This window comes from Aeromonas sp. sif0611 (assembly GCF_019218845.1).
Lineage (GTDB): Bacteria > Pseudomonadota > Gammaproteobacteria > Enterobacterales > Aeromonadaceae > Aeromonas > Aeromonas media.
The window spans coordinates 116,644-136,529 of record NZ_JAHUWU010000006.1 but is presented as its reverse complement, the minus strand read 5'-3'; the positions used below and the strand labels follow the sequence as shown (position 1 = coordinate 136,529).

Sequence of the window (19,886 nt, the reverse complement as noted above, 5' to 3'; positions counted from 1 at the left end):
CCGGGTGTGTCAGTCAAACAGGGTGTGGCGCCGCCCCTGCCGCACATGGTCGTGCAGGCTGCGCAGCTGGGACTCCACAACCCGGTGACGGGAGAGCTCGGGCAGGGCATCGATGGGGAAATAAGCCGCACCCTGGGTCTCGTCAGTCTCGGTGAGCAGCGATCCGCCCGTCACCTCGCACAGGAAGAAGGCCTTGTGGGCATGGGGCAGTTGCGGCGGATGGGGGTGCTTGAGCTTGTCGAACAAGGCCAGCAGTTGCACGGCCCGGCATTCGAGGCCGGTCTCTTCACTCACCTCGCGCACCACTGCGCCCGCCGGCGAGTCGCCGATGTCGCACCAGCCCCCCGGCAGGGTCCAGAGCCCGTCGCTGCACTCCTGCACCAGCAGCAGCCGGCCCGCGTCATCCAGGATCAACGCCCGCACATCCAGCTTGGGGGTGGGGTAGCCACTATCCAGGGCAATCCACTGGGCGATGGCCTCGGGCGCCAGCTCGCTCTGGCTGACAATGAGGGCGGTAGTGGCCGCTCTCAGCGCCTCGAAGCGGGCGATATCGAAGGGATCGTTGGAGTAGGTGAGTCCGGCCTGGGCCGTGGCCAGCACCTGTTCCAGAAAGGTGGCCAACGGCGGTTGCACGGCTAAAGCCCGAGGAAGTGAATGATCTGAGCCGGATAGCGTTCGAAGCCAACAAAGGCGTGGTTGCCACCGCACTCCAGCGACAGGCGGGCAAACTCGTATTCCCTCAATGCCTTGCGATAGTCGAGCACCTCATCTTCCTGCTGTTGCAGGATCCAGAGCCGTTCGGGGGCGGTTACCGGCACCGCCAGCGCCCGCAGCTCGTCCATGTGGGTTGGCAGCAACTCATAGCGTTCGTCGGTGTAGGGATTGACCTGGGGGCCGAGGTAGTCGCAGAGCAGTTCATGGGGGCGCACCGCCGGGTTGATCAGGGCCGCGCGGCAGCCATACAACTCACTGACTCTCGTTGCCATGAAGCCACCGAGGGAGCTGCCCACGGCACCGAGCCTGAGCTGGCCATCATGGCGAGCCCTGGCCTCGGCAATGACACGCTCTATGGCTTCCCAGGCCGCCGCCGGCGTATTGGGCTGGGCCGGGATGAGCACCTCGATGTCGGGCCTGTGTTCGGCGACCCAGGCAGCCATCTGCTGCGCCTTGGCGGAGCCCGGCGAGGAATTGAAACCATGCAGATAAAGGAGAACCGGGGTCATGGTGGCGGACTCCTCAATACCCGGTGGCATCGGGGTCGGGCACGAACTGTCCCACCGGCAGACGCCACACCTGGCTGGCAATGCGACCATCCGGATGCAGGGTGAGGTAGCGCCAGCCCGGACCGGACTCGTCCAGGGCGAAACCATCGGACAGCGGCTTGAACTGGATACAGGTGGAGGGGCTGGCGATCAGCCTCACCCCCTGGTGCACCTCGTCAAACTCCTGATGCACATGGCCGAACAAAATGGTTTTCTGCTGGGGGTGGCGGGCCAGCACGGCGAAGAGATCGTCGGCATTCTTGAGATTGTGCTGATCCAGCCAGGCGCAGCCCACCGGCACCGCCTGATGGTGCAGGGCGATGAGGGCGTGACGTTCGGGATGCTGGCGCAGCGCCTGATCCAGGGCCGCCAGCTGGTGATCGCCGAGCACACCATGGGGTTTGCCGCGCACCTGGGTATCGAGCAGGATCACCAGCCAGTGGTCCCCCACCAGTTGCTTGGCTTCGCTGATCCCGGCGGCGTGGAGGTACTCTGTCATCAGGGGGCCGTCGTCGTGGTTGCCGGGCAACCAGTAGATGGGGCGAGCCAGCGGCGCCATCATGGAAGCAAACCGCTGATAAGACTCCGGGCTGTGATCCTGGGAGAGATCCCCGGTGGCGAGGATCAGATCGAACGGATGCGCGTTGGCCTGCACCTGCTCCAGCACGGCAGCCAGGCTCTCTGCGGTTCGCACGGCCAGCAGTCGTCCCTCGGCACTGGCGAAGAGATGGGTATCGGTAATCTGTAACAGGCGCACACTGCCGTCCGGCGCCTGAGGTAGCTCTGTTTCCAAAATCACGCTTCTTTTTTATTGGGTTCGACTAGAGGATGTTGATCAGGCTGGTGCCATGTTTGAGACAAAATCTTAGCCAATCGGCCAGGAATAGATTTACCTGCTCTTTTTCATCCCTGTGATGCATTTTTTTATTGGGATAATCATAACGTGGTTGCAACATTGAAATCTGTTGCGCCGCACACACTTCCGCCATCCGCACGTCGTGATACAAACGAATCTCGATACGAGCCTGCAAGTAGCTCGGCAACTCGGGATTGTGCTGGGCCAGGATCACCTGGCTGGTGAAGCGGCTCTCCTCGGTGACGGTGAGCTGGAACTGCAGGCCGTTGCCTACCTGATAACGGCGTTCGGCCCCCACGGAACCACCGGGAGGCAACAGCTTCATCAGGGCCATGTAATTGACCTCGCAGGTACGCTGCAAGGACATCAAATCAGGCACATAGCGCTTCATCGGGCTCTGGACTAATGGCATATCGCAGCTCCATCAGTCACAACCCGCAGGCAATATTGAACGAACAACACCTTAGCGCCCCGCCAGCCAGCGGGCCTGCAGCTCGCCATGATTGAGGGCCAGCCATTGCAGGGCGATGACGGAGGCGGCATTGTCGATGCGGCCCTCTTTGAGCCAGGCGTAAGCCTGCTCGCGGCTCACCACATGGACCCGGATGTCTTCACCCTCTTCCGCCAGACCGTGGATCCCCGCCGCCTGGCTGGCATCCACCTCCCCCACATAGACCTCGATCCGCTCTGTGCTGCCACCCGGGCTCACCAGATAGCTGATGGCATGCTCGCAGCGACCCACCTCGATGCCCGCCTCTTCCACCGCCTCGCGGCGCACCACGGCCTCGGCGGTCTCCCCTTCATCTATGATGCCGGCCACCAGCTCCAGCAACCAGGGAGTCGGGCTGGTCTCGATGGCACCGATGCGGAACTGCTCCACCAGCACTATCTGGTCGCGCACGGGATCGTAGGGCAGCAGCGCGGCGGCGTGGCCTCGCTCGAACAGCTCGCGGACGATGGGCTCATTCCAGCCGCCGGCAAATAACCTGTGTTGCAGTCGATAGACGTTCACTTTGAAAAAGCCATTGTATCCCGATGATTTATCGATGATTTTCACATCATCACCGGAATAATGACTGGTTTGAGGCAAGGCTTGCTGTGACATACGAGACTCCTACCAGCTTGACTTGGCTTGGTTTGACCATAATATTCGGGGGCATGAATGAACATTCATTCACTCGCTCTCGCCGACGATGAGGGATGGATTTTAGCAGCCACAGGACATTTGGCTAGGCGCGTTGCCGAGAAAACTCGCCCTGACTCTTGACGTTTCTGTCGCTGGAAAAGAGACAGTTCGCAATGAAATCTGCTTATAGTAGAGTGGTTAAGCTGAAATCAAGCTTGGTCGATGACAATCCCCCCTCATCCAGCGGACAGCTTTGGGTTGATATATAAGGTTAAAACTATCATATGAAAAGAACACTCTTGTCAGTCATGGTGATGCTGGGTGTGAGCAGTGCCGCTCATGCCGAAAACCTGCTCGAAATCTACCAACAAGCCCAAGTCAAGGATACCCAACTGCTGGAATCCAAGGCCAAGCGAGACCAGGCTTTCGAGAAGATCAACGAATCCCGCGCAGCCCTGTTGCCACAGATCAATCTGGGTGCCGGCCTGAACTATCTGCAAAACAAGGACGATACCCAGACCAACAGTGGCGCCACCGGCTCAGTGACACTGGATCAGTCCATCTACCGTCGCAGCAACTGGGTCAACCTGGACCTGACCGAGAAGAGTGCCACCCAGTCCGACGTGAGCTACAACCTCGAGTACCAGAATCTGATGCTGCGTACCGCCCAGGCCTACTTCAATGTGCTCAAGGCGATGGACACCCTGGAATTTGTACGCGCCAACAAGGTCGCGGTGGAGCGTCAACTGGAACAGACTCAGCAGCGCTTCGAAGTGGGCCTGACCGCCATCACCGACGTGCATGAGGCCGAGGCCGAGCGCGATCAGGCGCTGGCAGACGAGATCAATGCCGAGAACACCCTGGACAACAGCTACGAGAGCCTGCGCGAGCTGACCGGCATCGATCATCGCCAACTGGACGTGCTCAACACCGAGCGTTTTGCCCCGCAGAAGACGCCGTTCAACTCTGACAAGTGGTTGGAGCTGGCACTGGACAAGAACCTGGAGCTGCACAACGCCCGCATCGGCAAGGACATCGCCAAGGAGCAGATCGACCTGGCCAAGACGGGTCACGAGCCGACCCTGGATCTGGGCGCCGGCCTCTCCGCCGGTTACAACGACTACAAGGACGAGATCCGCAACCCCGAGAGCAACAGCAATCAGGGCAATATCGGCCTGAACTTCAACCTGCCGCTCTACACCGGGGGTGCTACCACCTCCCAGGTCAAGCAGGCCCAGTTCAACTACGTGGCCGCCAGCGAGCAGCTGGAGCGCAGCTTCCGTTCGGTGCAGAGCACGGTGCGTTCTTCTTATAACAACGTGAACGCCAGCATCGGCTCGGTGCGTGCCTACGGCCAGTCCGTCATCTCCGCCGACAGCGCCCTCAAGGCAACCGAAGCCGGTTATGAAGTGGGTACCCGCACCATAGTCGACGTGCTGGACGCCACCCGCAAGCTGTACCAGGCCAAGCAGAAGCTCTCCGAGGCCCGCTACAACTACATCCTCAGCATCCTCTCCCTCAAGCAGGCCGCCGGCATACTGGAGCAGAAGGATCTGGAAGACGTGAACCAGGGCCTGATGCCCGCCGCCCAGGTCACCAAGAAGTCCTGAGCCGGATTCACGGCATGAAAAAAGGCGACCCCCGGGTCGCCTTTTTGCTGCCTGATTGCCGACTCCCGAGGGCACCGACAATGGTCACGTTAGTTCGCCTCAGCCGCGCTCGCGAATGGTCTTGATGATGTCGCTGGTGGAGCAGCCATCCTCGAAGTTCAGCACCTGCACCTCGCCGCCGTTGGCGGTCACTTCGGCATAACCGGCGATCTCTTCGGGCTTGTAGTCGCCCCCCTTGACCAGCAGATCCGGCAGGATTTCGGCGATCAGCCGCTGGGGCGTGTCCTCAGCGAAGGGCACCACCCAGTCCACGGCACCCAGCGCCGCCAGCACAGTCATACGGCGCTCGGTGGGGTTGACCGGACGGCCCGGCCCCTTGAGACGACGCACAGACTCATCGGTGTTCACCGCGACTATCAGGCGATCCCCCAGCTTGCCGGCATTGGCCAGGTAGGAGACATGGCCCGCGTGCAGGATGTCGAAGCAGCCGTTGGTCATCACCACCTTCTCGCCGCGCAGGCGGGCGGCCTGCACGGCCACCTTGAGCTGGGCCTCGGACATGACGCCAAAGCCGGTCTCCTGCTCGGTGTAGAGCGCGTTGGCCAGCTCCACCGGGCTCACAGTGGAGGTACCCAGTTTGCCCACCACTATGCCGGCGGCTGTGTTGGCCAGGGCGCAGGCCTCGTCCAGGCTCATGCCGGCGGCAAGGGATGTCGCCAGGGTGGAGATGACAGTGTCACCGGCACCGGTGACGTCATAGACTTCGTGAGCCTGGGCCGGCAGGTGCAGCTCCGGCTGCCCTTCGCGGATCAGGGTCATGCCATTCTCGGAACGGGTCACCAGCAGGGCGTCCAGCTCGAAGCGCTTGACCAGCTCCAGCCCCTTGGCGACCAGCTCCTCTTCGCTCTTCACCTTGCCCACCACGGCCTCGAATTCGGACATGTTGGGGGTCAGCAGGGTGGCGCCGTGATACTTCTCGAACTCCGTCCCCTTGGGATCCACCAGCACCGGGATGCCGGCGGCGCGGGCGCGGGCAATCATGCCAGGCACGTCGTTCAAGGCGCCCTTGCCGTAGTCGGAGAGGATCATCACGTCGGCCCCTGGCAGCGCCTGCTCCACCTTGCCCATCAGCAGGCTGGCGTCCACGTCGTGGAAGGCCTCTTCGAAATCGAGGCGCAGCAGTTGCTGGTTGCGGGACAGCACCCGCAGCTTGGTGATGGTCGGGTAGTCGGTCAGACGAACGAAATCACAGGCGACTTTGACCCCTGCCATCTGGCCGGCCAGGGCATCGGCGGCCTCATCCTGACCGGTCAGCCCGAGCAACACGGCCTGGGCACCCAGGGCGGCGGAGTTCAGGGCCACGTTGGCGGCGCCACCCGGGCGCTCCTCGATGTGCTCGACCTTGACCACGGGCACCGGCGCCTCCGGCGAGATCCGGCCGGTGGGGCCATGCCAATAGCGATCCAACATGACATCGCCAACGACCAGAACGCGGGCTTTCTCAAACTCGGGCAGGGTGATTTTCATCTGTATCGGCTCTCAAAACCTGAAAATTTCAGCGGGCGATTTTATCACACTCTTTTCCAGGACGTGAAAAAAGCACTGCCATGCCCGCCATGGCGCTCCCCACCTGACCCCTCTGACCAGGTGATGGCGATTCGCACCCGCCCCCGTTTTTCGGATAGAATCCCCAGATTGCGAGTGACAGCCTATCCACGGGCACCGATACCCCCGTGTCGGCTGGGCTCCCTTCCTTGCCTTTGTGAACAAGAGACTCTTCATGGCCCAAGAACATGCTCCCCGCCTCGAACCCCGTCTGTTCCATCCCCGTTACTGGGGCAGCTGGTTCGGCCTGTGCCTGCTGTGGCTGCTGGTGCTGCTGCCCTGGCGCAGCCAGATGTGGCTGGGTCGTCAGCTCGGCACCCTGGCCCGCAAGGTACTGAAATCCCGCATCAAGATTGCACGTCGCAACCTGGAGCTGGCGATGCCCGAGCTCAGCCGGGATCAGCGGGAAACCCTGCTCAAACAGAACTTCGAGAGCGTGGGCTGCGCCATCTTCGAGGTGGGCATGGCCTGGTTCTGGCCGGATTGGCGGATGCACCGCCTGATGAAGGTGGAGGGGGAAGAGCATGTCATCGACGCCATCGAGAAGGGTCAGGGCATGCTGCTGCTCTCCTGCCACTTCCTCACCCTTGAGCTCAACGCCCGCTGCTTCGGTTTGGTACGCCCCGGGGTCGGCGTCTATCGCCCCAACACCAATCCGGTGCTGGAGTACGCCCAGTACCACGGTCGCTGCGCCTCCAACAAGTACCTGGTGGATCGCATGGACGTGAAGGGGATGATCAAGGCACTGCGCAACGGCGACGCCCTCTGGTACGCGCCGGATCACGACTACGGCAGCCACGCCAGCGTCTTCGTGCCCTACTTCGCGGTGGAGCAGGCGGCCACCATCACGGGCACCGCCACCCTGGCCCGGGTCAAGAACACCGTCACCCTGCCCTGCTACAACATCCGCACCCAGGACGGCTACACCCTGCACATAGGGGCGCCGCTGGAAGACTACCCGAGCGGCGACGACCTGGCCGATGCCGCCCGCGCCAACCGAGAGATTGAAGCCGCCGTGCGCAAGGCCCCCGAGCAGTACATGTGGCTGCATCGCCGCTTCAAGACCCGCCCCAACCCTGAAGACGCAGGTTACTACTGAGAGGCATGCATTGCTCCCTCAAGACCCGCTCCGACCCAGAGGATCCCGGTGACTACTGAGATAACCCCCTTCGGTCAGGAATGAAAAAGCCCTCGCACTGCGAGGGCTTTTGTTATCTGCTTTTCACCACCGAATTACTGGCGGACCAAGCGGTAGATGGCGTAACCGGGGTGCTTGGCGTCATCCATCGGCAGGGTGGACTGGTACGCCAGATCCGCACCGGCCAGGGCCTTGGCCTCCTCACCCGGGGAAGAGTAGAGACGCACGTCAACGCCTGCGGGCAGCGCCTTCATGTGCCAGTTATTGTTGGCCGCCGGGCTGAAGCCAGCCGGATTCTCCGCAGACTGGGCCTTCAGGTACTGGGCGATGATCTCCCGTGTCTCGGAGGGATCTTCGTGCACTATGTTGCTGCCGTCGATGCCCGGGAAGTGACCGCCGCCGCTGGCGCGATAGTTGTTGGTCACCACGTAGAACTTCTGGGCCGGATCCATGGGCTGGCCATTGAAGGTGAGCCCGCTGATGCGCTGACCATCGCTGACCTTGAGCCCTTCCTTGCTGTAACGGGCCGGCTGGGTGATGTCCACCTCGTAGCTCACCCCGTCGATCACATCGAAGTTGTAGGTGGGGAAGCTTTCGTTCACCAGCCACTGCACCTCTGTCTTGCTGGCGTCGATCCGGTTGAACTGGCCGGCGCTCATCTCCAGCCACTCCTTGACCGTGGCCCCGTTCACCTCGACCACCTGCAGGGTGTTCGGGTAGATGTAGAGGTCGGAGACGTTGCGCAGGGAGATGTCGCCCTGAGCCACATAGGTGAAGTCATTGATGCCGTTGCGCCCGCCGCGGAAGGGGGCCGCCACCGACAGGATGGGGTAGGGCTCCTTGAGCAGACCGTCTTGTTGCAGTTGCTCGGCGTAGCGGCGCTGGGCATCGCTCACCAGTTGCACCGAAGGGTCGTCCTGCACCAGGGCGAAGAAGCTGTGGATGGGAGAGGTGATCTTGCCAAGCGGCTCATCCAGCCACTGGTTGGTGGCGTCGTGATCCGCCTGCACCAGATCCACCACCCGCTGATCCACGGCACTGCCTTCACTGGAGTCGATCTTGCGCAGGCTGGCCTGGCTCTGCTTCACCTGCCACTTGCCATCCACCTGCTCCAGCTTGAGATCGATGATGCCGAGGTGGTTGCCCCAGTAACCGGGCATCACGGTCGGGATACCGCTCAGGGTACCGGCCTGATTGTCCACCTCTGGCAAGTCAGGGAAATCACCCGGGAAGTTCTTGTGAGCATGACCCAGCATCAGGGCATCTATCCCCTTTACCTTGGCCAGATGCCAGGCGGAGTTTTCCATCATGGCCTCATAGCTGTTGGCGTTGATGCCGGTGTGGGCAACCACTACCACCAGATCGGCCCCCTTGGCGCGCAGCTCGGGCACATAGTGGTTGGCGGTCTCGACCATGTCGGCCACCACCACCTTGCCTTCCAGATGGCGTTTGTCCCACTGCAACACCTGTGTCGGCGTCAGACCCAGGATGCCCACCTTGACGGTCTGCAACTGGCCCTTGTCATCGGTGACCTGGCGCTCCAGCAGCAGGTAGGGGGTGAACTTGTTGCCACTCCAGTCAATCTGTCCCTTGGCGTCGCGCTTGAAGGCGCCCGCCTCGAACACGTTGGCGTTCACATAGGGGAATTCGGCCCCCGCCAGCACCTTGCCGAGGTAATCCAGCCCGTAGTTGAACTCGTGGTTGCCGAGGTTGCCCGCGTCATAGTCGAGCTCGTTCATGGCCTTGAACACCGGGTGGGCCTGCTTCTCGAGGTAGCCAGCACCGGACTGCTCGAAGATGTAGTCCGCCAGCGGCGTACCCTGGATCAGGTCACCGTTGTCGAGCAGCAGGTTGTTGGGATTTTCGGCGCGCGCGGCGCGGATCAGCAGGGCGGTACGGGAGAGGCCGAACTTGCGGTCTTCCTTGTTCTGGTAGTAGTCATACCCCAGCACGTTGGAGTGGATGTCGGAGGTCTGGATCAGGCGCAGAGAGACGGTCCCCGGCTGCGCCTTGCTGTCGTTTTCATTGCTGCAGGCAGTTAGCAGCACGATGGCGGCGATGGCCCCCAGCTTCATGGAGTTATTCACTGTATTTTCCCTTTTATTATGAGTAACGCTTTACCAGCGGCGGGAATTTAACAGACGAATATGTCAGCAGATGAAGCCGGGACTCATTTTTATGAAGCACGGCACAAAAATAGCCTTATGAGGCCATCCATGCCCCGCTGGCCAGCTTGACCGCCAGCACCAGCATGATGAGACCGACAACAAGATCAATGGCTTGCTGTACCCGGCCTCGGGCAAGCCAGGGGGAAAGCGCCGCCGCCCCGACCGCCAGCCCGTAAAACCAGACCAGGGAGGCCAGCATGGCTCCGGCCGCGAAGGCGGGCCGCAGATCCTCGGCAAACTGGCTGCCGAAGGAGCCGAGCAGCATCAGGGTATCCAGATAGACGTGGGGGTTGAGCAGGGTCACCCCCAGCGTCATGGCCAGCACGCTCTTGACCCCCATCAGCTGGGGAGAGTCCGCCAGGGCTGCCCCCTGCCCGCGCCAGGCACTGCCAAGGGATCGCACCCCGAACCAGCCGAGAAACAGCACACCGCCCCAGGTCAGCAGCGCCAGCCCGATGGGGCTGGCCGCCAGCAGGTTGGCACCGCCAAACACTCCTATGCCGATCAGCACGAGATCGCACAGGCAGCAGAGGGTCGCCGCCAGCAGATGGTGGTTGCGGTGAATGCCCCGGCTCAGCACGAAGGCGTTCTGGGCACCGATGGGGATGATCATGGCAAGGCCGAGGGTAAAGCCTTGCAGTGTGGTCGCGAACATGGACAAACCTTTGAGTGGGAGATCTGGCCGCACTATAAGGGGAGGCATGAAATCAGAGAAATTCATTCATTTTCTGATGCATTCAAAAAACTGATAAGGCGTGGCAAAAAACAACTTCTGGCAGGCTGTCAATTGCAGGATCTGACAATTGTGGGGCCACAGCCCCGCCCCGAGAATCGGCGGCAGGATGGGACGGCGCAGGACAGCGGTGATGGCGACAGAGGGGATGCCAGGCGACGAGCCGGTGCCGCCGGGCCTGTATTCACTGCAACAGTCTGGGGAAGTTGGTGACCACGACCTGCTCCAGATTCGGCAGCAGGATGCCACTGCTGACCCCCTTGGCGATGGCCTGGTAGCGATTCATCGACCCCGTCTTGCGGGTGACCTGGTTGAGGTGATAGTTCACGGTGCGCTCGGTGATCCCGAGGATGCAGGCGATCTCCCCCGATGTCTTCCCGTCGCTGGCCCAGAACAGGCACTCGGTCTCCCTGTCCGTCAGGGCCTCCTGGGGATCATCTTCCCTCATGCTCTGGCGCACTATCCGGATCGCCGCCTCGAAGATGTAGTTGGACATCCAGGAGAGAATGGGCGAGGACTCGAGCAGCAGGTCGCTGGACGCCCGCTCCCGGGTGATGAACGACAGTATGCCGTTCTCCCCCGCCGCCCCGTGCAGCGGAAACGAGATGCCGTTGCGCAGCCCGAACTCCGCCGCCAGCCCCATCACATCCATGCTCCCCTCTTGCAGGAAGCGCGCCTTCTCGTCCAGCCGGTTCCAGTAGATGGGCAGGGTCTGTGTGCGGGCGAGCTGGATGATGGGATCGCAGGCCAGCATGTTGTTCACCGTGTAGGCCTGCACCCAGGAGTCCGGGCACTGGTTGAACAACACCACCTTGGGCCTTTGCATCGACATGGGCAGGATGAGCGCAAAGCGATAGTAGTCGTAGCCCATTCCCAGGGTGAAGCGGCCGATCAGCTCGGCCAGCCGGTTTCCATCCGTTACCAGCGTGAAATGTTCCAGATACTCAAGCAGTTGGTCGCGTGTCATAGGCTAGCCTCCCCTGGCCAAGGCCTTGGATTATAGCGCCTAACCATGAAATGGAGAGACATGAATGCTTGTTTTCAAAGGAAAATTGAAAGAACACCCCAGATGGGAGGTCGAAAACGAGCTTTATCGCTTTCGCAAGCGAGTCTTCTCCGATCGGCTCGGCTGGGACGTGGAGTCCCACCGGGGTCTGGAGCGGGACAGCTTCGACAAACCCGATACCCACTGGGTGCTGATTGACGATGAGCAGGGTCTGTGCGGCTGTATCAGGCTGCTCAGCTGTGCCCAGGATTACATGCTGCCCAGCATCTTTCCCGGTGCCCTCGCCGGCGAACGGGCCCCTTGCGGCGCCGATGTCTGGGAGCTGACCCGCCTCGCCATCGATGCCGGCCGCGCGCCCATGCTCGACAACGGCATCAGCGAACTGACCTGCGTCATCTTTCGGGAGGTCCATGCCTTCGCCAGGGAGCAAGGGATCCGGGAGCTGGTCGCCGTGGTCAGCCTGCCGGTGGAGCGCATCTTCCGCCGCCTCGGCCTGCCCATCGAGCGCCTCGGTCACCGTCAGGCGGTGGATCTGGGGGCGGTACGCGGGGTCGGGATCCGCTTCCATCTGGACGAGCGCTTCGAACGTGCCGTCAACCGCCCACTGCGGGGGGAGTACGTACCGGCAGGAGAGCTGCTCGGCATGAGCTAACCCCATAAAAAAGTCCCGGGCTGACACCCGGGACCAAAACTCTCGCTATGGCCCGTTTCCACCCCATGCAAAAACGGACCAAGTGAGTATCTTATGAATCTCATCCTGTCGCTACTGTCACATCTCACAGTGACAGGCCCGGGATACCCCGCACGGGGCACCCGCCAGTGTCGGCCAGGTTGTCCTGCCGCCATCACTCCAGTAGCATCCTTGTTCAATCCCCTTCTCTGATAAGGAATGCTGATGAAGACGCTGGACTACAAGCTGTTGCTGGCGCTGGATGCCGTGATGCAGGAGCAGAACTTCGAGCGCGCCGCCCAGCGTCTGCACATCACCCAGTCCGCCATCTCCCAGCGCATCAAGCAGTTGGAGCAGCAGTTTGCAGAGCCGCTGATCATCCGCAGCCAGCCCTTGCAGGCCACCGCCCTCGGGCAGAAGCTGCTGGCCCACTACCGCCAGGTGCGTCAGCTCGAGCTGGAGCTGGCGGGGGAACTCTCCCCCAGCGAACCCCAGGCGCCGATCCGGATCAGCATAGCCGTCAACGCCGACAGCCTGGCCACCTGGTTTCTACCCGCCCTGGCGCCGCTGCTGGAGCAGTACCCCATAGAGCTGAACCTGCTGGTGGATGACGAGAGCCGCACCCTGGACCGGGTGCGTGAGGGCCAGGCGTTCGGCGCCGTCAGCCTGCAGCCTCAGGCACTGGCGGGCTGCTGCGTCGACGAGCTCGGCGAGATGCGCTACCTGCTGACCGCCAGCCCAGCCTTCGTGGCCCGCCACTTCCCGGATGGGCTAACGGCGGAGGCGCTGGCCAAGGCGCCGGCAGTGGCGTTTGATCAGCGCGACGACATGCATGTCAGCTTCATGGCCCGTCACTTCGCGCTGGCCCCCGGCGGTTACCCCTGCCACACGGTGCGCTCGTCGGAAGCCTTCGTCGCCATGGCGGAGCAGGGGTTGGCCTGCTGTCTCATCCCCGAGTTGCAGATCCGCCAGCAGCTGGCACAGGGGCTGCTGCTCGATCTCAGCCCGGACAATCACCTCATCGAGCGCCTCTACTGGCACCGCTGGGTGCTGGAGCGGGGGCTGCACAAACAGATCTCCCAACGCCTGATCGAGCAGGGGCGCCGGGCACTGCAACCCCGCTGAGCAGGCCATTCACCTTGGCTTTGGAGGGGTAAAAACGTATAGTGCTGGGCGATTCTTCATCAGGTCTCCACTCAGGTTCCTCACTTATGTTCCAAGACAATCCGCTGCTGGCCCAGCTCAAGCAACAAATCCGCGAAAACATCCCCAAGAAAGAGGGTGTGATTCGCGCCTCCGATCGGGGCTTCGGCTTCCTGGAGGTCGATGAGAAGACCAGCTATTTCGTGCCGCCTCCCTACATGAAGAAGGTGATGCACGGTGACCGGGTGAGCGCCCTGATCCGTACCGAGAAAGAGAAGGAAGTGGCCGAGCCGGATGCCCTGCTGGAGCAGGCCGTGGTCCGCTTCGTCGGCCGCGTCAAGATGTTCCGCGACCGTCTCAACGTGGTGCCTGATCACCCTCTCATCAAGGACGCCATCAAGGCCCGCGCCAAGAAGGGTCTGGACGAAAAGTCCTTCAAGGAAGGGGACTGGGTGGTGGCGACCCTCAAGCGCCACGCCCTGGTGGATGGCAACTTCTCCGCCGAGATCACCCAGCTCATCGCCGACAAGGATGATCACAACGTGCCCTGGTGGGTGGTGCTGGCACGCCACAGCTTGGCTCAAATAGAACCGGCGGACCTGCCGGAGTGGAAGGTGATCGAAGAGGAAGAGCTGCCCCGTCGCGATCTGACCCAGGTGCCCTTCTTCACCGTCGACGGCGCCAAGACCAAGGACATGGATGATGCCCTGGCCATCACCAAGCTGGACAACGGCTGGGAGCTGCTGGTCGCCATCGCCGACCCGACCGCCTATGTGGCCGAAGGCAGCGAGCTGGACCAGGAAGCCGCCAAGCGCGCCTTCACCGTCTACATGCCGGGCCGCAACGTGCCCATGATCCCGCGCACCCTCTCCGACGAGCTCTGCTCCCTGAAAGAGGGGGAGGAGCGCAACACCCTGTGCGCCCGCCTGCTGATCGCCGAGGACGGCCTGCTGCTGGAAGAGACCGAGTTCTTCGCCGCCCGCATCGTCTCCCACGCTCGTCTGAACTATGACGAGGTCTCCGACTGGGCAGAGCACGGCAAGGCGCTGGACATAGACGCAGGCGTCATGGCCCAGCTGCCCCTGATGAAGGCCATGACAGAAGCGCGTATCAAGTGGCGTACCGAGCACGCCCTGGTGTTCCCGGACCGCCCCGACTACGACTTCGAGCTGGGTGAGAACGGCGCCGTGCTGGCCATCCACGTGGAGCCCCGTCGCATCGCCAACCGGATGATCGAAGAGTCGATGATCGCCGCCAACATCTGCGCCGGTCGCGTATTGGGCAAGAGCGTCGGCTACGGCATCTTCAACGTCCACACCGGTTTTGACGAGGAGTCGCTCGACGGCGCCATCGATCTGCTCAAGAGCGCCGAGGCACCGTTCGAGAAGGAAGATATCGCCAGCCTGTCCGGCTTCTGTGCCCTGCGCCGCTGGATCGACAGCCTGGACACCCGCTGGCTGGACGGCAAGATCCGCCGCTTCCAGAGCTATGCCCTGATGTCCGCCGAGCCGGGTGCCCACTACGGCCTGGGGCTGGATGCCTACGCCACCTGGACCTCGCCTATCCGCAAATACGGCGACATGGTCAACCATCGTCTGCTCAAGGCCGTCATCGCCGGCAAGACCCCGGGGATGCGCCCAAGCCAGGAGCTGACCGAGCACCTGACTGAGTGTCGCCGCCTGCACCGCAGGGTGGAGCGTGACATCGGCGACTGGCTCTATGTCCGTTACCTCCAGGCCGCCGCTGGCACCGATCAGGTGTTCAACGCCGAGATCATCGACGTGATGCGGGCCGGCCTCAAGCTGCGCCTTCAGGAGAACGGCGCCGTGGTCTTCATGCCCGCTCGCCATATCCTGGACAACAAGGACAGGCTGGAGTGCAACTGGGACAACGGCCGCGTCTACCTGGACAAGACCGAGGTGGTCTATGAGCTTGGTCAGATCATCGAGGTGAAGCTGAGCGAGGCGGTGGAAGAGACCCGCTCCCTCATCGCCAAACCGGCGGTGGCTCTGGTGCCTGGCCCTGCACCGGTCGCCCCGGCCGTGGAAGAGACGTCGACCGAGGCTGACCCCAAGAGCGAATAAGCCTGCCCACCAGCCGCTGACCACCAAAAAGCCCGCATCTTGCGGGCTTTTTTTCACACACCTGTTCCTTGTAGTTAGCTTCCCCTGGCAGGGCACCCTGACACGCTGCTGGTTACGACCGTCGTCGGCTTGCCATTCCAGCTCGATGGCGTTCAACGCACGCATGAGAGGCTGATGCACCACCTCATGTGGCGAAAGCCTGAAAGTGGGTTACAAAATAGATCATTCATCGCTCATGACCATCAATATGGGCAATATCCATCGTCAGGACCCCGGGATTTCCCTCGTCACCACATGACTCATTTGAATGCAAAATTAATATTTGTGATTGAAATCACATTGACACAGCATTTGCGCAAACGCCAAATGGTGATATTCATCACAAAAATAACGGTGTTTTGACCAGAAAGATCGAAATGTAGCCGAAGCACAGCGTCCGAATGTGATCGGGATCTCTGTTGTTGAAGGGGGGGGATGGGGGTAAACGAGAGGTGCATCACAAGATGCCCCGTTTTCAGCCTAATTTGATCACAAGCTGGTAGATTGAAGTTGCTTAGACGACAGGGATGGGGGTTCGGCAAAACCCGTCATCCCAACTACCACTTTTAATCACACAGGCTTAAAACGGGGTCCCGACATGTTATCACCGGATACCAAAGTCAAGATACAGAATTTTGGACGCTTCCTGTCCAATATGGTCATGCCCAACATAGGCGCCTTCATCGCCTGGGGCTTCATTACCGCCCTCTTCATCCCCACCGGCTGGCTGCCAAACGAAACCTTGGCCAAGCTGGTCGGCCCCATGATCACCTACCTGCTGCCGCTGCTGATTGGCTATACCGGCGGCAAGCTGATGGGCGGTGAGCGGGGTGCCGTGGTCGGTGCCATCACCACCATGGGCGTCATCGTGGGGACCGACATCCCCATGTTCATGGGCGCCATGATGGTCGGCCCGCTGGGTGGCTGGGCCATCAAGCGCTTCGACAAGGCGATGGAGGGCCGGGTCAAGAGCGGCTTCGAGATGCTGGTCAACAACTTCTCCGCCGGGATCATCGGCATGCTGTGCGCCATCCTCGCCTTCTTCGTCATCGGTCCCTTCGTCAAGGTGCTCTCCGGCGCCCTGGCCGGCGGTGTCGACTTCCTGGTCGCCCACAGCCTGCTGCCGCTGACCTCCATCTTCGTCGAACCGGCCAAGATCCTCTTCCTCAACAACGCCATCAACCACGGCATCTTCTCGCCGCTGGGGATCCAGCAAGCCACCGAACAGGGTCGTTCCATCTTCTTCCTGATCGAAGCGAACCCGGGTCCGGGTCTGGGCGTGCTGCTGGCCTACATGGTGTTCGGTCGTGGCGCCGCCAAGCAGTCCGCCGCCGGTGCCTCCATCATTCACTTCTTCGGTGGCATCCACGAGATCTACTTCCCCTATGTGCTGATGAACCCGCGCCTCATCCTGGCGGTGATTGCCGGTGGCATGACCGGGGTCTTCACCCTGACCCTGTTCAACGCGGGTCTGGTCTCCCCCGCCTCACCGGGCTCCATCTTCGCCGTGCTGCTGATGACACCGAAAGCCTCCCTGATCGGGGTGCTGCTCTCCATCATCGCCTCGGCCACCGTCTCCTTCCTGGTCGCCGCCGTGTTCGTGCGTGCCCAGCAGCCGGAAGCCGACGAGGCCGACGCCCTGGGTGAAGCCACTCGCAAGATGAAGGCCATGAAGGGCGCCAAGCCCGAGACCACAGCGGCCAAGAAGCCGGGTGCCGAGCTGACCGCAGTGCGCAACATCGTGGTCGCCTGTGATGCGGGCATGGGTTCTAGCGCCATGGGCGCCGGCATGCTGCGCAAGCGGGTGCTGGCTGCCGGTCTCGACATCAGCGTCACCAACCGTGCCATCAACAACTTGGACGATCAGGTGGATCTGGTCATCACCCACAAGGATCTCACCGACCGTGCCCGTCGCCATGCACCGCATGCGCAGCACATCTCCCTCTCCAACTTCCTCGACAACACCCTCTATCAGGAGCTGGTGCAAAACCTCAGCCTGGCCAACGCGGCCAACGACGACGTGGCCAACCCGCAACTGCTGGTGGCGGCCAACGACGACAGTTACGAGCCGCAGGCAGCCGAGGTCTTCACCCTGAGCCTGCAGGACGTGCACCTGGGCCTCAAGGCCGACAACAAGGAGGCTGCCATCCGGGCTGCCGGCAAGCTGCTGGCGGAGCGGGGCTACGTGGCGCCGGATTACGTCAACGCCATGCTGGAGCGCGAGCAACTGGTCTCCACCTACCTCGGCGAGTCCATCGCCGTCCCCCACGGCACCATAGCCGCCAAGGAACACGTGAAGCGTACCGGCATCGTCATCTGCCAGTACCCGGCCGGGGTCGCCTTTGGCGAGGACGCCGATGAAGTGGCACGCCTGGTGATCGGCATCGCCGCCCGCAATGACGAACACATGCAGGTCATAACCCGTCTGACCAATGCACTGGATGAACCCGGTCTCATCGACCGGCTGGCCAGTACTCAGGATCCCCAGGAGTTCCTGGATCTGCTGGGCGCCGAACAGGCCGCGTAATCATCCTTCATCGTCTTTGGTTGTAGAGGTTAAAATCATGAAAACATTGCATTTTGGTGCCGGCAATATCGGTCGTGGCTTCATCGGAAAACTGCTGGCGGACGCCAGCCATCAGGTCACCTTCGCCGACGTCAACGAAACCCTGATCGACCAGCTCAATCACCGCCAGGAGTACAAGGTGCACGTGGTAGGCACGGATCAGAAGCTGGATGTGGTACGCAACGTGGCCGCGGTCAGCTCCGCCGGACACGAGGTGATCGCCCGCATCATCACCGCCGATCTGGTCACCACTGCGGTCGGGCCCAACATCCTGGACAAGATTGCCAGCACCCTGGCCAAGGGGCTGCAGGCCCGTTTCGATGCCGGCAACCTGACCCCTCTCAACGTCATCGCCTGCGAGAACATGGTGCGCGGCACCAGCCACCTCAAGCAGGAGGTACTCAAGTACCTGCCGGTCGCGTATCATGCCACCCTCGACAACTGCGTCGGCTTCGTCGACTCGGCGGTGGATCGCATCGTTCCCCCTGCCGCGGCCAACGATGATCCGCTGGAGGTGACGGTGGAGAGCTTCAGCGAGTGGATCGTCGACCAGACCCAGTTCAAGGGCGAGTTGCCCCAGGTGGCGGGCATGGAGCCCACCGACAACCTGATGGCCTTCGTCGAGCGCAAGCTGTTCACCCTCAACACCGGGCACATCGTCACCGCCTACCTCGGCAAGCTGAGGGGCTACCGCACCGTGCGCGAGGCGATCGAGGATCCGGTGATCCGCAGCAAGGTGCGCCGCGCCATGGAGGAGAGCGGAGCCGTGCTGGTGAAACGCTACGGCTTCGATCAGCGCCTACACGCCGCCTACATCGAGAAGATCCTGTCCCGCTTCGCCAACCCCTATCTGGTGGATGAAATCGACCGGGTCGGCCGTCAGCCACTGCGCAAGCTGGCGGCGGGGGACAGACTGGTGAAGCCGCTGCTCGGCACCCTGGAGTACGGCCTGCCCAGCGATCACTTGCAGGAGGGCATCGCCGCGGCGCTGCTCTATCGCAACGATGATGATCCCCAGGCGGTGGAATTGCAGGCCCTGCTGGCAGAGCTGGGCCCTGCCAGGACCCTGGCCCGGGTGACCGGGCTGGAGGAAGAGAGCGAGATCGTGCGCGCCATCGTCGCCCGTTATGACAATTTGAAGTGACCCCATGGGGCCTAAGGGCCAACCGCCATCACACGGCGAAATGGTCACTATGCCCCATATGATAAAAACCGGGAGAGAGCCTGGCTCTCTCCCAGTCAGCCGGACCCTGAACACCTATGACCACACACCAGGAAGATGATGTACTGGAGCGACTGAACGAGCAGGATGGCCCCCGTGGCTTCTTTCTCGAGGTCGTGACCATCCTGGAAGAGGCGGTCGACTCCCTGATGCGGCGCGCGTTCCGCCAGGAGGAGTATGCCGTCAAATACGCCATCGAGCCCCTGCTCAACCAGAGCGGCCCCCTCGGCCAGTTGGAGGTGCGCCTCAAGCTCATCTTCGCCCTCGGCCTCATCTCCCTCGAGCGCTATCAGGATCTCGAAGCCTACCTGAAGATCCGCGATTTTCTGGTACGCGACCCCAAGGATTACCGTTTCAGCGACAAGCCGATCCGCGACCTGCTAGGCCGCCTGCATGCCATCCATCAGACCAGCATGATGCCGCAGGATCCCCCGGCCAATGAGGAGGACTGGCCCCTCTATCAAATGCAGCTCAACCGGCTCGATCAGATGGTGCGCTCCGCACTGGTGCTGGCGGTGACCGACTGCGTCACCGAACTCCACAAAGAGAGCCCCATCTGATCAGGCCAGTCCGCTAAGGATCCGGCCAGGCATCCGGGACCCCGGCCTCCCCGAGGCCACCTCTACCAGGTGTCAATTTGCTCTCCTTCCCCGCTACA

The 19,886-nt window shown here is 62.0% G+C and carries 17 protein-coding genes; 8 read left to right on the top strand and 9 right to left on the bottom strand.

Annotated elements, in window-relative coordinates:
• Positions 1-9: 9 nt before the first annotated feature.
• The 5 genes from KW824_RS15355 to nudF are packed head-to-tail and all read right to left on the bottom strand — an operon-like array spanning position 10 to position 3,223.
• Positions 10-633 carry an NUDIX hydrolase gene (locus KW824_RS15355; RefSeq protein ID WP_218410249.1) on the bottom strand — a complete coding sequence of 208 codons (624 nt, stop codon included), beginning with the start codon at positions 631-633 and terminating at the stop codon, positions 10-12.
• A 2-nt stretch (positions 634-635) separates the two neighbouring features.
• Entirely contained in the window at positions 636-1,223 is a 588-nt protein-coding gene (locus KW824_RS15350) for a YqiA/YcfP family alpha/beta fold hydrolase (RefSeq protein WP_218410248.1), read from the bottom strand.
• 13 nt (positions 1,224-1,236) lie between these two features.
• The gene (cpdA, locus tag KW824_RS15345) at positions 1,237-2,055 is read right to left on the bottom strand and encodes a 3',5'-cyclic-AMP phosphodiesterase (protein ID WP_218410247.1); all 819 of its coding nucleotides are present in this window, start codon (positions 2,053-2,055) and stop codon (positions 1,237-1,239) included.
• A gap of 28 nt (positions 2,056-2,083) precedes the next feature.
• Complete coding sequence (locus KW824_RS15340; protein WP_041206485.1) at positions 2,084-2,530, bottom strand: DUF1249 domain-containing protein; 447 nt, start codon at positions 2,528-2,530, stop codon at positions 2,084-2,086.
• A gap of 51 nt (positions 2,531-2,581) precedes the next feature.
• Positions 2,582-3,223 (bottom strand): ADP-ribose diphosphatase, encoded by a 642-nt coding sequence (gene nudF / locus KW824_RS15335; RefSeq protein ID WP_025325572.1) that lies wholly within the window; start codon positions 3,221-3,223, stop codon positions 2,582-2,584.
• Positions 3,224-3,528: 305 nt separating this feature from the next.
• Here nudF and tolC point away from each other — a divergent pair, with 305 nt between their 5' ends.
• Positions 3,529-4,854, top strand: coding sequence for an outer membrane channel protein TolC (gene tolC, locus KW824_RS15330; RefSeq protein WP_042649405.1), 1,326 nt, complete (start codon positions 3,529-3,531; stop codon positions 4,852-4,854).
• 99 nt (positions 4,855-4,953) lie between these two features.
• Here the strand turns inward: tolC and hldE are convergent, their stop codons facing one another.
• Positions 4,954-6,381, bottom strand: a complete 1,428-nt coding sequence (gene hldE, locus KW824_RS15325) for a bifunctional D-glycero-beta-D-manno-heptose-7-phosphate kinase/D-glycero-beta-D-manno-heptose 1-phosphate adenylyltransferase HldE (protein WP_218410246.1) — start codon at positions 6,379-6,381, stop codon at positions 4,954-4,956.
• 253 nt (positions 6,382-6,634) lie between these two features.
• Between hldE and lpxL the strand changes: the two genes are divergently transcribed.
• Positions 6,635-7,558 carry an LpxL/LpxP family Kdo(2)-lipid IV(A) lauroyl/palmitoleoyl acyltransferase gene (gene lpxL, locus KW824_RS15320; RefSeq protein WP_218410245.1) on the top strand — a complete coding sequence of 308 codons (924 nt, stop codon included), beginning with the start codon at positions 6,635-6,637 and terminating at the stop codon, positions 7,556-7,558.
• Between the two features lie 134 nt (positions 7,559-7,692).
• Here lpxL and KW824_RS15315 read toward each other — a convergent pair whose 3' ends face one another.
• The 3 genes from KW824_RS15315 to KW824_RS15305 all read right to left on the bottom strand — a co-directional run bounded on the left by KW824_RS15315 (position 7,693) and on the right by KW824_RS15305 (position 11,465).
• Positions 7,693-9,672, bottom strand: a complete 1,980-nt coding sequence (locus KW824_RS15315) for a bifunctional 2',3'-cyclic-nucleotide 2'-phosphodiesterase/3'-nucleotidase (RefSeq protein ID WP_218410291.1) — start codon at positions 9,670-9,672, stop codon at positions 7,693-7,695.
• A gap of 127 nt (positions 9,673-9,799) precedes the next feature.
• Positions 9,800-10,420 carry an L-lysine exporter gene (lysE, locus tag KW824_RS15310; RefSeq protein WP_005324974.1) on the bottom strand — a complete coding sequence of 207 codons (621 nt, stop codon included), beginning with the start codon at positions 10,418-10,420 and terminating at the stop codon, positions 9,800-9,802.
• Positions 10,421-10,682: 262 nt separating this feature from the next.
• Complete coding sequence (locus tag KW824_RS15305) at positions 10,683-11,465, bottom strand: LuxR family transcriptional regulator (RefSeq protein ID WP_043132567.1); 783 nt, start codon at positions 11,463-11,465, stop codon at positions 10,683-10,685.
• 64 nt (positions 11,466-11,529) lie between these two features.
• Here KW824_RS15305 and KW824_RS15300 point away from each other — a divergent pair, with 64 nt between their 5' ends.
• The 6 genes from KW824_RS15300 (at position 11,530) to KW824_RS15275 (ending at position 19,788) form a co-directional block, all read left to right on the top strand.
• A complete protein-coding gene (locus KW824_RS15300; protein WP_139751750.1) occupies positions 11,530-12,156 on the top strand; it encodes an acyl-homoserine-lactone synthase in 627 nt (208 codons plus the stop codon).
• A gap of 243 nt (positions 12,157-12,399) precedes the next feature.
• Positions 12,400-13,299, top strand: a complete 900-nt coding sequence (locus tag KW824_RS15295) for a LysR family transcriptional regulator ArgP (RefSeq protein WP_218410244.1) — start codon at positions 12,400-12,402, stop codon at positions 13,297-13,299.
• A gap of 86 nt (positions 13,300-13,385) precedes the next feature.
• The gene (locus KW824_RS15290) at positions 13,386-15,401 is read left to right on the top strand and encodes an exoribonuclease II (protein WP_218410243.1); all 2,016 of its coding nucleotides are present in this window, start codon (positions 13,386-13,388) and stop codon (positions 15,399-15,401) included.
• A 637-nt stretch (positions 15,402-16,038) separates the two neighbouring features.
• On the top strand, positions 16,039-17,967 hold the full coding sequence (locus KW824_RS15285) for a PTS mannitol transporter subunit IICBA (protein WP_218410242.1): 1,929 nt from the start codon (positions 16,039-16,041) through the stop codon (positions 17,965-17,967).
• A 37-nt stretch (positions 17,968-18,004) separates the two neighbouring features.
• Positions 18,005-19,150, top strand: coding sequence for a mannitol-1-phosphate 5-dehydrogenase (locus tag KW824_RS15280; RefSeq protein ID WP_218410241.1), 1,146 nt, complete (start codon positions 18,005-18,007; stop codon positions 19,148-19,150).
• Positions 19,151-19,266: 116 nt separating this feature from the next.
• A complete protein-coding gene (locus KW824_RS15275) occupies positions 19,267-19,788 on the top strand; it encodes an MltR family transcriptional regulator (RefSeq protein WP_005332927.1) in 522 nt (173 codons plus the stop codon).
• Positions 19,789-19,886: the final 98 nt, after the last annotated feature.